This is a genomic window from Maricaulis sp., assembly GCF_015665295.1.
In the GTDB taxonomy this organism is placed as follows: Bacteria; Pseudomonadota; Alphaproteobacteria; order Caulobacterales; family Maricaulaceae; genus Maricaulis.
In genome coordinates this window covers 39,543-54,030 of sequence record NZ_JADFAJ010000009.1, presented here as the reverse complement: position 1 = coordinate 54,030, position 14,488 = coordinate 39,543, and the positions used below count along the sequence as shown (strand labels likewise).

At 63.5% G+C, this 14,488-nt stretch carries 12 protein-coding genes; 10 read left to right on the top strand and 2 right to left on the bottom strand.

Annotated elements, in window-relative coordinates; genetic code table 11:
* Window positions 1–10: 10 nt before the first annotated feature.
* Complete coding sequence (locus QZZ02_RS04410; protein WP_291842643.1) at window positions 11–3,496, top strand: AsmA-like C-terminal region-containing protein; 3,486 nt, start codon at window positions 11–13, stop codon at window positions 3,494–3,496.
* A gap of 14 nt (window positions 3,497–3,510) precedes the next feature.
* Here QZZ02_RS04410 and tyrS read toward each other — a convergent pair whose 3' ends face one another.
* Window positions 3,511–4,758, bottom strand: coding sequence for a tyrosine--tRNA ligase (gene tyrS, locus QZZ02_RS04405; protein ID WP_291842642.1), 1,248 nt, complete (start codon window positions 4,756–4,758; stop codon window positions 3,511–3,513).
* Window positions 4,759–4,821: 63 nt separating this feature from the next.
* Between tyrS and QZZ02_RS04400 the strand changes: the two genes are divergently transcribed.
* Window positions 4,822–5,925, top strand: a complete 1,104-nt coding sequence (locus QZZ02_RS04400; RefSeq protein ID WP_291842641.1) for an anhydro-N-acetylmuramic acid kinase — start codon at window positions 4,822–4,824, stop codon at window positions 5,923–5,925.
* 78 nt (window positions 5,926–6,003) lie between these two features.
* On the opposite strand, the gene QZZ02_RS04395 is transcribed toward QZZ02_RS04400, so the two are convergent.
* A complete protein-coding gene (locus QZZ02_RS04395; RefSeq protein ID WP_291842639.1) occupies window positions 6,004–6,687 on the bottom strand; it encodes an alpha/beta hydrolase in 684 nt (227 codons plus the stop codon).
* Between the two features lie 209 nt (window positions 6,688–6,896).
* Between QZZ02_RS04395 and QZZ02_RS04390 the strand changes: the two genes are divergently transcribed.
* From QZZ02_RS04390 to QZZ02_RS04355, 8 genes are all read left to right on the top strand, one after another.
* Window positions 6,897–7,385 carry an Rrf2 family transcriptional regulator gene (locus QZZ02_RS04390; protein WP_291842638.1) on the top strand — a complete coding sequence of 163 codons (489 nt, stop codon included), beginning with the start codon at window positions 6,897–6,899 and terminating at the stop codon, window positions 7,383–7,385.
* A gap of 5 nt (window positions 7,386–7,390) precedes the next feature.
* Window positions 7,391–8,539 (top strand): cysteine desulfurase family protein, encoded by a 1,149-nt coding sequence (locus QZZ02_RS04385; protein WP_291842637.1) that lies wholly within the window; start codon window positions 7,391–7,393, stop codon window positions 8,537–8,539.
* 17 nt (window positions 8,540–8,556) lie between these two features.
* Complete coding sequence (gene sufB, locus QZZ02_RS04380) at window positions 8,557–10,032, top strand: Fe-S cluster assembly protein SufB (RefSeq protein ID WP_291842636.1); 1,476 nt, start codon at window positions 8,557–8,559, stop codon at window positions 10,030–10,032.
* A 208-nt stretch (window positions 10,033–10,240) separates the two neighbouring features.
* The gene (locus QZZ02_RS04375; protein ID WP_291842635.1) at window positions 10,241–10,735 is read left to right on the top strand and encodes a cupin domain-containing protein; all 495 of its coding nucleotides are present in this window, start codon (window positions 10,241–10,243) and stop codon (window positions 10,733–10,735) included.
* Window positions 10,732–11,412: a hypothetical protein gene (locus tag QZZ02_RS04370; protein WP_291842634.1), complete on the top strand. Its 681-nt coding sequence runs from the start codon at window positions 10,732–10,734 to the stop codon at window positions 11,410–11,412. Before QZZ02_RS04375 ends, QZZ02_RS04370 begins: the two co-directional genes overlap by 4 nt.
* 37 nt (window positions 11,413–11,449) lie before the next feature.
* Window positions 11,450–12,214, top strand: coding sequence for a Fe-S cluster assembly ATPase SufC (sufC, locus tag QZZ02_RS04365; RefSeq protein WP_291842633.1), 765 nt, complete (start codon window positions 11,450–11,452; stop codon window positions 12,212–12,214).
* A 3-nt stretch (window positions 12,215–12,217) separates the two neighbouring features.
* Window positions 12,218–13,246: a SufD family Fe-S cluster assembly protein gene (locus tag QZZ02_RS04360; RefSeq protein ID WP_291842632.1), complete on the top strand. Its 1,029-nt coding sequence runs from the start codon at window positions 12,218–12,220 to the stop codon at window positions 13,244–13,246.
* Window positions 13,243–14,484 carry a cysteine desulfurase gene (locus QZZ02_RS04355; RefSeq protein ID WP_291842631.1) on the top strand — a complete coding sequence of 414 codons (1,242 nt, stop codon included), beginning with the start codon at window positions 13,243–13,245 and terminating at the stop codon, window positions 14,482–14,484. The genes QZZ02_RS04360 and QZZ02_RS04355 overlap by 4 nt, the downstream gene beginning before the upstream one ends.
* The last annotated feature ends 4 nt before the right edge of the window (window positions 14,485–14,488 follow it).

The window sequence follows — 14,488 nt, the reverse complement described above, 5'->3', positions numbered from 1 at the left end:
GCCGGTCTGAATGCTGCGCAAATCCGTCAAATGGACGCTGATCTACCTGCTGGAAGCCGTGGCGGCATTGCTGGCGCTGACGATTTTCGCGATCGGATTCGTCCTGTGGCGGCTGTCGTCCGGACCGGTAGAACTGGAATTCCTGCGCGAAGACGCCCAGGCCATGCTGGCCAGCGCGTTTGAGGGCGAGTTGGTGGCGCTTGGCGCGCTGCAGGCCCGGTTCGAGCCATCCTCGCGCACCATTGTTCTGGTCGCCACTGATGTGACGGTTGCCGAATCGTCCGGCGAGATCGTGACGCGGGCGCCACGGATAGAGGCCGGGCTTGCAGCGGACGCGCTGATCTTTGGCCGGATCGAGCCGGTCGAGCTGACCATTGACGGGGGGTCGGTGTCGATTGTCCGGCGTGCCGATGGTGCGGTCGGTGCCGGCCTGGGCGGGGTCGAGCGCGTCGCGGCAACCGCCCGGCAACCCGCCCGCGGGGGGGATGACAGTGCTTCCCTGTTCGAGATCCTGTCCGGACCGGATGCGCCGACCCAGCTGGGACGCTTGCGGCGGGTCAATGTATCCAACGCCGCCGTTCGGGTCGTGGACGATGTGGTCGGCCTCGCCTGGTTTGTTGATTCGGCCGGCGTGATCATCGACCGTGATGACGCCCGCATCCTGACCGAGATCAATGGGCGGCTCGCCACGCCGTCCGGCTTCGCGCCGGTTTACTTGCGTTTGCGGGCCGGCAGCAATCTTGAGAGCCTGTTGCTGGAAGCCCGCTTCCAGGGCTTGTCGCCTGCCGGCATCCTGCCCGATACGGGGCCGATGGCGGCGCTCAGGGCGCTCGATGCGCCGATCGATCTCAATCTCGTTGTTGATGCGACGCGGGACAATGGTATCCGCACCGCCTCGCTGCAACTGGACGTCGGAGCTGGCCGGATCCTCGTCGATGGTGCGATGCACGCATTTGAAGGCGCCAATCTGTACGCCAGTTTTGATCCGGTCCAGCAGGAGCTGACCCTGCATTCCGGCCGTGTGCGCTCGGACCTGTTCGCAGCCTCGATCGAAGGCCGTCTGACCGAGATCGGCGGATATGACGGCGCGCTGCCATCGCGCGCCCGCTTCAACCTCGCAATCGGTGAGGGCTTCGTCGATATCGGACCGGTATTCGAGCGCGCGCCGGAATGGGAGAGCCTGGCCGCGTCGGGCGAGATTCGCCTCGACGAGTTTGCCGTCATACTCGACCGGCTCGATCTGGAAATTGATACGATCCGGGCTGAGCTGAGCGGTGGGCTGCAGCTGGAACAACGCCCTGATGGCAGCTGGTTGCCAAACCTGCAGCTCGACGGGCCGATCCTCGGTGATGTCGAACCGCAGACCGTGCTCGCCTATTGGCCGGTCGAAATGGCAGATGGCGGTCGGGACTGGGTCAGTGAAGGCATTCTGGGCGGCCGTTTCTACAATGCCCGCTTCTTTCTCGACCTGCCGGCCTCGGCCATTGCCGAGGGACAGCTCGACAATGACCGCATGCGCCTCAGCTTCGATTTCGAGAATGCGCATGTCCGCTACATCACGACGATGACGCCGATCACCGAAGGGCGGGGCTCAGCGACGCTGCGCGGCAATTCCTTTGAAGTGCGCATGGAAAGCGGCCGTATCGGCGATCTGGAGATCAGCGAGGGCTTTGTTGATCTGCCGCGCCTCAATCCCAAGGGCGCCGTGGCGCGCTATGGCGGTCTGGCGCGCGGTCGGGCGTCCGACATTCTCGCCCTGATCGATGAGGACCCGCTTTTCCTGGTGTCCGATTACGGCCTCGATCCGGCCCTGATCGGCGGCGAGGGCGAGATGCGGTTCGAAATCCACCGCGCCATGCTGACCGAGGTCGATCCCGAGGACATTCCGTTCTTCATTACCGGTCGCTTCTCGAATGCGTCGCTTGATGTTCCCGGCACTGACTATGCGCTGAGCGAGGGCGAGGTCGAGATCAATGCCAGCCAGGACGGGCTGCAGGCGCGTGGGGATGCCAGCCTGTTCGGCGCGCCGGTCCGCATCGACTGGCGCGAGAGTTTCGGCCTGTCCGATGATGCGCCCTCGACGCGCATCGGTCTGGAGACCGTGATCAATGCCCGCACGCTGGACCGTTTCAACATGCCGGCCCGTCGTTTCTTCGACGGCTCGATCCGGATCGCGGCCGAGGCCGTGTCGGACGGGCTCGATTTCCGGTCCGTCTCGATCGAAGCCGACCTGCTGGACGCTCTGATTGAAGCGCCCGGCGGTCTGTGGACGAAGGAGGCCGGCGCGCCAGGCCGGGCGTCACTCAATCTTGCCCGCCGCGCGGACGGTGGTTTTGATGTTGGCAATATCCAGATTGCGGCGGACGGGGCTGGCCTGGAGGCAGCGGCGCTGATCGGTCCGACGGGCGGGCTCGAAGACGTTACGGTCGAGCGCCTGTTCGTGGACGGGCTGATGGATCTGTCCGGCCAGGTCACGCCTGCCCTGACGCCGGGCGAGCCGCTGCGCGTCAGGCTGGCTGGACAATATGCCGATATCAGCAGTGTCGTCCCCTATATCACATCAGCCGGCGGCGAGGGCGGGATCACGCTGCCGCTGTCGATGCAGGTCGATGTCGGACGCCTCATCCTGTCCGAGAGCAGCGTGCTCGATCAGTTCAATCTCATCTGGCGCAGCGAGGCGGCCGGAATCCGTGCCGTCTCCCTGTCGGGCAATGCCACGGACGGACCGTTCCAGGCCTCTTTCGGCGCCAGCGAGGCGGGTGGGCAGCGGGATTTCCGGATCGAGGCGCAATCGCTGGAGCGCATCTCGGCCCTGATCGGGATTGAAGGATATGCCCGCGGAGGGCAGGTCTCGGTGCTTGGAAGCGCACCCCCGCTGGGAACCGACGGGCCGCTGACGGCGCGGGTTGAAGTGCGCGATCTGACCCTCGTGCGTGTCCCGGTCCTGGCGCGCATCCTGGCGGCGGGCTCCTTCCAGGGGCTTGGTGCCCTGCTCAATGGCGAAGGAATCAGTTTCGACGCGGTGGATGCCGACATCGCCTATGAGGACGGGCTGTTGACCATTGGCGATGGCCGCGCCCGCGGCAGCGCCCTCGGAGTGACCGGTGCCGGCACGATCGACTTTGCCGACAGCCATGCCGCCATCGATGGCAATCTGGCCCCCTCCTACGTGATCAATTCCCTGTTTGGGGGACTTCCCGTTATTGGCGAGGTACTGGTTTCCCGACCTGGTGAAGGCGTCATCGGCATCACCTATTCGGTCGAAGGACCGTTCGACAGTCTCACCGTTTTCGCGAATCCGCTCTCGGCCCTCGCACCCGGTGTATTCCGCCGCATGTTTGAAGGCACGGCTGCGGAACGGGCCGCGCGCGATCGCGCCCGTGAGGACGACGCGGCAACAATCCCGTCCGATCCTGAAACCATGCCGGAAACGGGGCCGGACTCCGGCCCCGACCCGGAGCCCGACCCCGTCGGGCCGGATCCTGACGGCAATTGAGCGGGTTGCTTGGCTCAGGCCGGCCTGGCGAGGGCGTGACGCTTCTTGCCGATTGACAGCTTGATGGCGCCGTCGACCAGGTCCGATGCGCTGGCCTTGGCAAACGGATCGGTCAGGGGCTGGTCATTGACCTTGGCGGCGCCGGCCTTGATATGGCGACGCATTTCACCGTTCGAGGCGGCCAGATCGGCTGCGATGAAGAGGCTGGTGAGCAGGACATCGCCGCCAGCCAGACCCTCAAATTCCACCGTCGGGAGTGCAGCACCCGCACCGCCCTGCGCGAAGGTCTGACGGGCGGTTTCTTCGGCTGAACGCGCCGCTTCGACGCCGTGCAGCAGCGTGGTCGCCTCATTGGCGAGGCGGACCTTGGCGTCGTTGATCTCGGCCCCCTGCAGGGCTTCCAGCCGGGCGATCTCGTCGAGCTCCAAATCGGTGAAGAGGCGCAGGAAGCGGCCGACATCGGCGTCTTCGGTATTGCGCCAGAATTGCCAGTATTCATAAGCGCTCAGCATCTCGGCATTGAGCCAGACCGCACCGTCGGCGGTCTTGCCCATCTTGGCGCCCGACGCCGTCGTGATCAGCGGCGTGGTGAAGCCGTAGACCTCTTTCTGGTCGACCCGGCGGCACAGCTCGACGCCATTGATGATATTGCCCCACTGGTCGCCGCCGCCGAGCTGCAGCGTGCAGCCATAGCGCCGGTTCAGTTCGAGGAAATCGACCGCCTGCAGCAGCATGTAGTTGAATTCCAGGAAGGTCAGCGGCTGTTCGCGCTCGAGCCTGAGCTTGACCGAGTCGAAGGTCATCATCCGGTTGATGGTGAAGTGCGGCCCGAATTTGCGCAGGAATTCCAGATAGCCGAATTCCGACAGCCACTCGTCATTGTTGACGAGCACCGCATCGGTCGGACCGTCACCGATCTGCACCAGCGGACGGAAAGCCTGCAGGATGCCGTCGATATTGGCGTCGATCGCGTCATCGCTCAGCATTGAGCGGGTCTTGTCCTTGCCCGACGGGTCGCCGATCTTGGTCGTGCCGCCGCCCATGAGGATGATCGGCTTGTGTCCGGCCTGCTGCATGCGGCGCAACATCATGATCTGCACGAGTGAGCCGACATGCAGGCTGGTCGCCGTCGCATCAAAGCCGATATAGCCCGTTACCACGCCTTCGCTGGCGGCCTTGTCGAGACCGTCAATGTCAGTGGCCTGGTTGAGGTAGCCGCGCTCAACGAGGTCGCGGACCAGCTGGGACTTGTAATCACTCATGAAGATGTCTCCTGATATGATGCTTCTAGGTCGACACGCGCGCGGGGAAAAGAGGGGGCTTGCATGAAACGGATCATCGGTTTGATGAGCGGGACTTCGCTCGACGGAATCGATGCGGCGCTGATCGAGACCGATGGCGAGCGCATCGCCCGCTTCGGACCCGGTGAGACCCAGGCCTATTCCGACAGCGACCGGGCCGTCCTGCAGGACGCCGTCGATCGCTCGCTGGTCTGGGGGTTTTCCGGTCCCATGCCGCAATATGAAGCCGCCGAGCGGGTTCTTACCCTGCGCCACACCCTGGCCGTTCAACGCGTGCTCGACGCGGCCGGACTGGCTGCGGCGGATATAGATTTGATCGGCTTTCACGGTCAGACCGTGCTGCATCGGGCTCCGAGATCCGGCGTGAACGGACTCACCCTGCAAATCGGCGACGGCAAGGCCCTGGCCCGGGCCACCGGCATTCCGGTGATCCATGATTTCCGGTCAGAGGACATGGAGAAGGGGGGGCAGGGCGCGCCGCTGGCGACGCTCTATCATGACGCGCTGGCCCGCCAGTCCGGTCTGGAGCGACCGCTGGCGGTTCTCAATCTGGGTGGCGTGGCGAATGTCACCTGGCTGGCAGCGGATGCCGACCCGATCGCCTTCGATACCGGTCCGGCCAACGGGCTGATCGATGCCTGGTGCCAGCGCATGATCGGCCAGTCCTATGATGATGGCGGCAGGCTTGCTGCGGGCGGACAGGTTGATGACCGCGTGCTCGACGCGCTGATGGCGCATCCGTTTTTTGCACTCAAACCGCCCAAATCACTCGATCGTTGGGATTTCACGCTCGATCCGGTGCTTGGTCTCGAAGCTGAGGCTGGAGCGGCGACCCTCACCGCCTTCACGGCCCGGACCGTTGCCGATGCGATGGCCGCGCTGGGACGCCCCGAACGCTTGCTGGTGACCGGCGGCGGGCGCCACAATCCGAGCTTGATGGCAGCCCTTGGTGATCATTGTGGCGTTGTGCCGGAGCCGGTTGAAGCCGTTGGCTGGCGCGGTGATCTGCTGGAGGCCGAGGCTTTCGCCTGGCTGGCCGCGCGCGTCGATGCCGGCCTGCCGACCAGCCTGCCTTCGACGACGGGCGCCCGTGAACCGGTGTGCGGCGGCCGGCGCTCCGACCCCTGAAACGCGGTCTCGACCGGGCAAGAAAAAGCCCCGACCGCCTTGGCCGGGGCTTTTGTCGACTTGGCAGAGCGCGACAGATCAGCGCTTGCCGGTAATCGTGCGTTCCGAACGCTCTTTCTCGACCAGCGGCAGGCGCGCATCGAGATAGGTCTCGATATGCTTTTCAAGCACGTCGAGATGGTCGGAGAAGAGGTGATTGGCGTCCGGCACGACCTCGGTCGTGATCTCGATTCCCTTCTGGACCCGAACCTTGGACATCACACGCTCGACATCTTCCGGCGGCACGATCTTGTCGGCTGAACCGTGCACGATGATGCCGGAGGCCGGGCAGGGCGCCAGGAAGGTGAAGTCATACATGTTGGTTGGCGGGGCGACAGAGATGAAGCCGGCGATCTCCGGACGGCGCATCAACAGCTGCATGCCGACCCAGGCACCGAAGGAATGTCCGGCGACCCAGCAAAAGCGCGCGCCTTGGTTATAGCCCTGGACCCAGTCCAGAACGGTGGCCGCGTCGGACAGTTCGCCGAGGCCCTGGTCATAGCTGCCCTGCGACCGTCCGACACCGCGGAAATTGAACCGCAAGGTGGCGAAACCGCGTTTGCGGAACACGTCATACATCATGTCCACAGAGGGGTTTTCCATATGCCCGCCGCCAAGCGGATGGGCGTGCAGGATCAGCGCAATCGGAGCGGTCGGGTCTTCGCTCGGGCTGTAGCGCCCTTCGAGCCGGCCGGCCGGGCCGGGAATGATCACATCAGGCATTCAGTCTCGCCTTTTTGGCTCTTTAAGTCTGCGTCTGGTGAATATGCGGCAAATCGCCCGTTGCAAGTGCGCAAGAGCGCGCCCATATTCTTGACTAATTCACTCGGATATTGGACGTGCGTCCCTCGCAACGAGGTCGGCCCCCCTCCGGAAAGGCGGGTCTTAGCATGATCGGCCTGCCGGATGCGAGTGTTTAAGGAGGTAAACGCATGAAGCTGAGCACAAAAGGGCGCTATGCCGTGATGGCCATGGCCGACCTGGCTGATGCCGCCGAGACCGGTCCGGTCACGCTGAGCGATATCGCCTCGCGCCAGTCCATTTCTCTGTCCTACCTTGAGCAATTGTTCGCCAAGCTGCGCCGGGCCGATATCGTCTCATCCGTGCGCGGTCCCGGTGGTGGCTACAAGTTGAGTCGCCTAGCCAACCAGATCCGCATCTCCGACATCATTCTCGCGGTCGATGAGCCGCTGCGTGCGACACGCTGTTCGGAGGCCAAGGGCTGCCTCAGCGATGGTCGCCGCTGCATCACCCATGACCTGTGGGACGAGCTCGGTCGGCACATCTATCTCTACCTGTCCTCGGTGACCCTGGAAGACGTGCTCGAACGTCGCCTCTTCGGGTCGGCCTCCGGCGCGACCGGGCGGCTCGAACGGCCCGGAAGACAAGCAACCGCCACTGAAATCCACGCTGCGGAATAAAATCCATGCGCATCTATCTCGATCATAACGCGACCACGTCGGTCCGGCCGGGTGTCGTGTCGGCCATGACCGACATGATGACCCGTGTCGGAAACCCGTCCTCGGTTCATGCCGACGGGCAGGCGGCGCTGGCGCGTGTCGAGACTGCCCGTCGCCAGGTCGGCAAGGCGCTGTGCGCCCGGCCCGAAGACATCGTCTTCACCTCCGGCGGCACCGAAGCCCTCAACCTGGCCCTGCACGCCGCAATCAGTGGCGGCGGGATCGGGCGGATCATTGTCACGGCAATCGAACACGAGGCGGTCGCCGCCACGGCCCTGGCCAGCGGGTTGCCGGTCGAGGTGTGGCCCGTCAACGCGATGGGCGTGGTCGAGATCGACTGGCTTGCCGAACGCCTGTCGCGCTGGAACGAGGCCGACGGCAAGCCGTTGCTCGCGATGATGCTGGCGAGCAACGAAATCGGCACCCTCCAGCCGGTTGCCGAGGCGACGCCGCTGATCCGTGTTGCCGGGGGCTTGAGCGTCGTCGATGCCATCCAGGCTGCCGGAAAGATCGATGTCGATTTTGCGGGTCTGGGCTGTGACTACCTGACGATCTCGGCCCACAAGTTCGGCGGTCCGCAAGGCGTGGGCGCGCTTCTGGCCAGCTGCGATGCGCCGATGGCCCGCCATCATCATGGCGGCGGCCAGGAGAAGGGGCGCCGCGCCGGCACGCTCAATGTCGCCGGTATTGTCGGTCTGGCGACGGCGCTGGACGAGGCGGTCGGCTCGCTTGATGATTTTGCCGCGCTGGCCGATCACCGCGATCACATGGCGGCGGCCCTGAAAGCGGTCTCGCCGGACCTGATCGAGATCGGGGCGGGTGCGCCGCGTCTGCCCAATACGCTGGGTCTCAGCCAGCCGGGCTGGCCCGGGGCGACCCAGGTCATGGCGCTCGACCTGGCCGGCTTTGCGATCAGCGCCGGCTCGGCCTGTTCTTCGGGCACGTCGAAAGGCTCGAAGATCGGTACGGCGCTCGGCCTCGCCGAGGCGGCGTCACAGGGTTTTGTGCGTGTAAGCCTGGGTTGGAATTCCAAACCGGATGATGCAGACGCCTTCGTTGTCGCCTGGTCGGCGGCTCTGGCGCGTATTTCCCCGACACTCAAAGCAAGTGCCTGAAGAGGCGGTAGGATATTATGGCTGCGGTCAAGGAAACCATTGAAGACGTTCGCAATCTTGAAGCCGACAAGTACAAGTACGGCTTCACGACGAATATCGAGCAGGACCTCGCTCCCAAGGGGTTGAACGCCGATACCGTGCGTCTCATCTCCGCCAAGAAGGGCGAGCCGGACTGGATGCTGAAATGGCGTCTGGAGGCCCTGGAACGCTTCATGGCGATGAAGGAACCGGAATGGGCCAAGGTCGACTATCCCAAGATCGACTATCAGGACATTCACTACTACGCCGAGCCCAAGGCCGGCGCGAAGTATGACAGCATTGACGATGTCCCCGAGGAAATTCTTGCCGATTTCGCCAAGCTGGGCATTTCGCTGAGGGAGCAGGAAGTCCTCTTGGGCGTAAAGGGCTCGGAAAACCGGGTCGCCGTTGATGCCGTCTTCGACAGTGTCTCGGTGGTCACCACCTTCAAGGCTGAACTCGCCAAGGCGGGGGTGATCTTCTGCTCGATCTCCGAAGCCCTGCGCGAACATCCCGAGCTGGTGAGGAAATATCTCGGCTCGGTCGTGCCGGCGTCGGACAATTTCTTTGCGACGCTCAACACCGCCGTCTTCTCGGACGGCTCCTTTGTCTATGTCCCGCCGGGCGTGCGCTGCCCGATGGAGCTCTCGACCTATTTCCGGATGAATGCGCAGGGCACCGGCCAGTTCGAGCGGACGCTGATCATCGCCGACAAGGGTGCCTATGTGTCCTATCTGGAGGGCTGCACGGCGCCGATGCGCGACGAGAACCAGCTCCACGCTGCCGTGGTCGAGCTGGTCGCGCTGGACGATGCCGAGATCAAGTATTCCACGGTCCAGAACTGGTGGCCGGGCGACGAGAACGGCAAGGGCGGTGTCTATAACTTCGTCACCAAGCGCGGTGATTGCCGCGGCAAGAACTCCAAGATCTCCTGGACCCAGGTCGAGACCGGGTCCGCCATTACCTGGAAATATCCGTCCTGCGTCCTGCGCGGTGAAAATTCCCGTGGCGAGTTCTACTCGATTGCGGTGACCAATGGCCGGCAGCAGGCCGATACCGGCACCAAGATGATCCATCTGGGCAAGGGGTCGACCAGCCGCATCATCTCCAAGGGCATTTCCGCCGGGCGCTCCGACCAGACCTATCGGGGTCTCGTCTCGGTGCATGCCAAGGCCGAAGGTGCGCGCAATTTTACCCAGTGTGACAGCCTGCTGATCGGTGATCAGTGCGGCGCCCACACCGTGCCCTATGTCGAGTGCAAGACGCCCAAGGCGGTGCTCGAACACGAGGCCACCACGACCAAGCTGTCCGAAGACCAGCTCTTCTATGCCCGCCAGCGCGGTCTCAGCGAAGAGGCGGCCACGGCGCTGCTGGTCAATGGTTTCGTTCGGGACGTCCTGCAGCAATTGCCGATGGAGTTCGCGGTGGAAGCGCAGGCGCTGCTCAAGGTCTCGCTTGAGGGGAGTGTGGGGTGATGGGCAAAGTTGTTTTTCAGTTTTTTGCGTGTGTCTGTGCGGCATTGCTGTCGACCGCGGTTGGCGTCTTGGTAGCCGTAGGTCGCGACGGATTTCTGGGAGCGATGATCTGGCCGCTCGTTTTCTTTCCGATCCTGTTTCTCGCGATGTTCGCAGGTGACTTTTTGCGAGCTCTGCGAGCGAATAGTCAGTCAACTGAGGCCTACCTGTGACCCGCACCCCCGTCACCCATATCGACGATGTCGCCCTGGAACATATGGGCCATGGCGAGACCTTCTCGGCCGATCTGGCGCGCCTCGGGCCGCTGATCGGGCTGGAACAGCTGGGCTGTTGCCTGACCATCGTTCCGCCGAATAAGACGGCGTTCCCCTATCACAATCACCACGCCATCGAGGAAGCGATCATTATCCTCGACGGTGAGGGCACTTACCGCTTTGGCGAGGAACGCCACGCCGTGCGCGCCGGACATATCCTGGCCGCCCCGACAGGTGGGCGTGAGGTTGCGCACCAGCTGATCAATACCGGCTCGGGCGATCTCAAATATATCTGCGTCTCGACAATGCAGCCGGTCGATGTCGTTGAATATCCGGATTCGAACAAGGTCGGCGCCGTGCGCTGGTCCGAGGGTGATGGTGACGAGCCGGCCTTCCGGCATCGCGCCTTTGCCGCCGAACCGGTGGATTACTGGGAGGGGGAAGCATGATGACCAGGATGAAACACAGCATGATGCCGGGAGCAATCCTCGCAGCGCTGGCGCTGAGCGCGTCGGCATCGGCCCAGGATTTCACCCATGCCGAAGACGGCATGCCCTGGTGTGACACGCTGGAAATCGGCTATGCCGGGACCGTAGATTGCGCCCTGATGCCCGGCGAAATTCTGTTGAATTTCACCTATGAAACAGGGGATTGGGAGTCGGTTCTGACTTTTGCCCAGCATGACCCGATGACCGGCGAACTGCTCGATGCCTCCGATCCGCTGACCATTGAGAGCGTCATTTCGGCTCCGGCCCTGCGCGACATCAATGCCGATGGCTCACCCGAGCTCTTCATCCCCTACATCACCGGCAATGTGAATACCTATTACTATGTCTGGCAGGCGGATGAGGACGGGCTCTACTACCCGTCCGGCGAGCTGGGCGGCTTCGGTGTCGACGCAATCGAACTCCGTGACGGCCTGGTGGTCACCATGACCCGCGAGAATGCGGCGACCTATCACGAAACTGCGCAGCTGCTTGATGCCGATGGCTTCGTCCACATCTACGAGATGCGGATCGACGCCGCCGCCGGGCGCTGCACCCTCACCGACGCCTCCGGGATCGTGGCCCGCGGGCTCGATGCCAGCGCCATCATCACCGCATGCGAAGCCGAATACGCACAATAACCGGCCCGGCCGGTTCGACAGGATAATGAGAGAGATCATGCTGAAAATCCAAGACCTCCAGTGCAAAGTCGAAACCCAGGACGGGACAGAAAAGCCGATCCTGAAAGGTCTTTCGCTCGAGGTGCCGGCGGGCGAGGTGCATGCCATCATGGGCCCGAACGGCTCGGGCAAATCGACCCTGTCCTACGTCCTGACCGGCCGCGATGGCTATGAGGTCACCGGTGGCACGATGGAGTTTTCCGGCGAGGACCTGGCCGAGCTGTCACCGGAAGAACGCGCCGCACTGGGGCTCTATCTGTCCTTCCAGTATCCCGTTGAAATACCGGGCGTTCCGACCATCACCTTCCTCAAGGAAGCGCTCAACGCCCAGCGCGCCACGCGCGGCGAGGAAGAGGTTTCAGCGCCGGAGTTCATGAAGCTGATCCGCGAGAAGGCTAAACAGCTCAATGTGTCGATGGACATGCTCAAGCGCCCGGTCAATGTCGGTTTTTCCGGCGGTGAGAAGAAGCGGATGGAAATCCTCCAGGCGCTTGTCCTGGAACCGAAATTCCTCATCCTCGACGAGACCGACAGCGGTCTTGATATCGATGCGCTGAAGATCGTGTCCGACGGCGTCAACGCGCTTCGGGCGCCGGATCGCGGCATGCTGGTCATCACGCATTATCAGCGCCTGCTCGACCACATTACGCCGGACGTCGTCCATGTCATGGCCAATGGCCGCATCGTGAAGTCCGGTGGACCGGAACTCGCCCGCGAGCTCGAGGCCGAGGGCTATGACAAATATCTCGGCGAGGCGGCCTGAGGCATGACCGCAATTCTCACTCATACCCCGGCGGAACAGGCCCTGATCGACGCGCTCGATGGCGCGACCGGCTGGCAGGCGCGATTGCGCGAGGCGACCCGGCGCGACGGCCTGCCCACGCGGCGCCATGAGCAATGGAAATGGTCCGACCTTCGCCGCGCGGCCAATGATGTCAGCGGTCCGGGCCGGATCGAGATTGCGGGCCTGACGGGGCTGGAAACAGTCTGCGATGGCAGCCGGATCGACCTCACTGTCACCGCGTCAGCGGGCGCCAGTGCCGCAAATGCCGAGCTGGTCATTCCCGCCGGCACGGCCGTGACCCTGGTTGAACGCCTGCATGGCGAGGCCGGCGCGTTGGGCAATTGGCACCTGCTGATCCGCATCGAAGCCGGGGCCCGCCTCGATCGCATCGTGATTGCAGACCATGACGCCCGGGCGGTCTTTGTCGGTTCGGCAGAGATCGAGCTGGCGGCCGGCGCCACACTCAATCAGACCATGATCGATACGGGCGCGCGCCTCTCGCGCAATGAAACCCATGTGCTTCATCCGGGTGAGGGCGCGACGGTGGATATGGGCGGTGCCTATATCCTGGCGGCCGGTTGCCATGCCGACAGCACCAATCTGGTTCATCACACCGGCCCGGGCGGCATCACCAAACAGCTCGTGAAGGGCGCGGTGGCCTCGGGCGGGCATGGTGTCTTCCAGGGCAAATTTATCGTCGATCGCCTGGCGCAGCAGACCGATGCGCGGATGACCCACCGCGCGCTGATGCTGGGCGAGAAGGCTGAGATCGATGCCAAGCCGGAGCTGGAAATCTATGCCGATGATGTCCAGTGCGCGCATGGCAATGCGCTTGGCACGCTGGATGAGACCGCGCTCTTCTACATGCGCCAGCGCGGCCTGCCGGAAGCCAAGGCTCGCGCTCTCCTGATCGAGAGCTATCTGGCCGAGCCGCTCGACCGCGTCCGTGACGAGGCCCTGCGCGACATCTTGAAAGCGACGCTTCGCGGGCGATTGGAGGCCATATCATGACGGTCCAGACGACCATAAAAGCCCCCCTGAATATCAACGCGATCCGGGCCGAATTTCCGATCCTGCAGCGCGAGATCAATGGCTATCCGCTGCGCTATCTCGACAATGCGGCCTCGGCCCAGAAGCCGGAATTCGTGATCGAGAGCGTTGCTGGCGTCTATCGGGCCTCTTACGCCAATGTGCATCGCGGCCTGCACACGCTTGCCAACGAGACCACCGAAGCATTCGAGATGTCGCGCGAGGATGTGCGGCGCTTTCTCAATGCCGAGCGCACCGAAGAGATTGTCTTTACCCGCGGTTCGACCGAGGCCATCAACCTTGTGGCCCACAGTTTCGGCCAGCTTCTGGCGGCAGGCGACGAGATCATCATCTCCCAGATGGAGCACCACTCCAATATTGTGCCCTGGCGCCTTCTCGCTGATTCAAAGGGTCTAAATCTCCGATGGGCGCCGGTCACCGAGACCGGCGAGCTGGATTATCCACAGCTGGCAGGGATGGTTAACGAGAAGACGAGACTGATCGCGATCACACACATGTCCAACGTGCTGGGCACGGTGAATGACGCCGCGCGCATCGTCGAAATCGCGCGCGCGGCCGGTGTCCCGGTTTTGCTCGATGGATCGCAGTCGGCGGTTCACCTGCCGGTCGATGTCCGGGCGCTTGATTGCGACTTCTTTGTCTTTACGGGGCACAAGCTTTATGGCCCGTCCGGCATAGGCGCGCTTTATGCCAAGGGCGACTGGCTCGAGCGCCTGCCGCCCTATATGGGCGGCGGCGAGATGATCGCCGATGTCTTCGAGGACCGGGTCACCTTTGCGGATGTTCCGCACAAGTTTGAAGCCGGCACGCCGGCGATTGCCGATGCGATTGGCCTGGGCGCTGCCATCCGCTGGCTCGAGCGGCATGACCGCATGGCAGTGCTTGAGCATGAGCGTGCCCTGATGGACCGGGCGATGAACGGTCTGGCGGAAATCGACGGTCTGCGCATTGTGGGAACTGCCCAGGACAAGGGCGCGATCATCTCCTTCACGCTGGACGGTGCCCATCCGCATGATGTGGCCCAGATCCTCGACAAGTACGGCGTTGCCGTGCGAGCCGGTCACCATTGTGCCCAGCCCTTGATGCGGCGCATGGGAGTCGGTTCGACGGCCCGTGCCAGTTTTGCCATCTACAACACGATCGAAGAGGCCGATGCGTTTGTCGACGCATTGAAAAAGGCCCGCGACTTCCTCATCTAGGGAT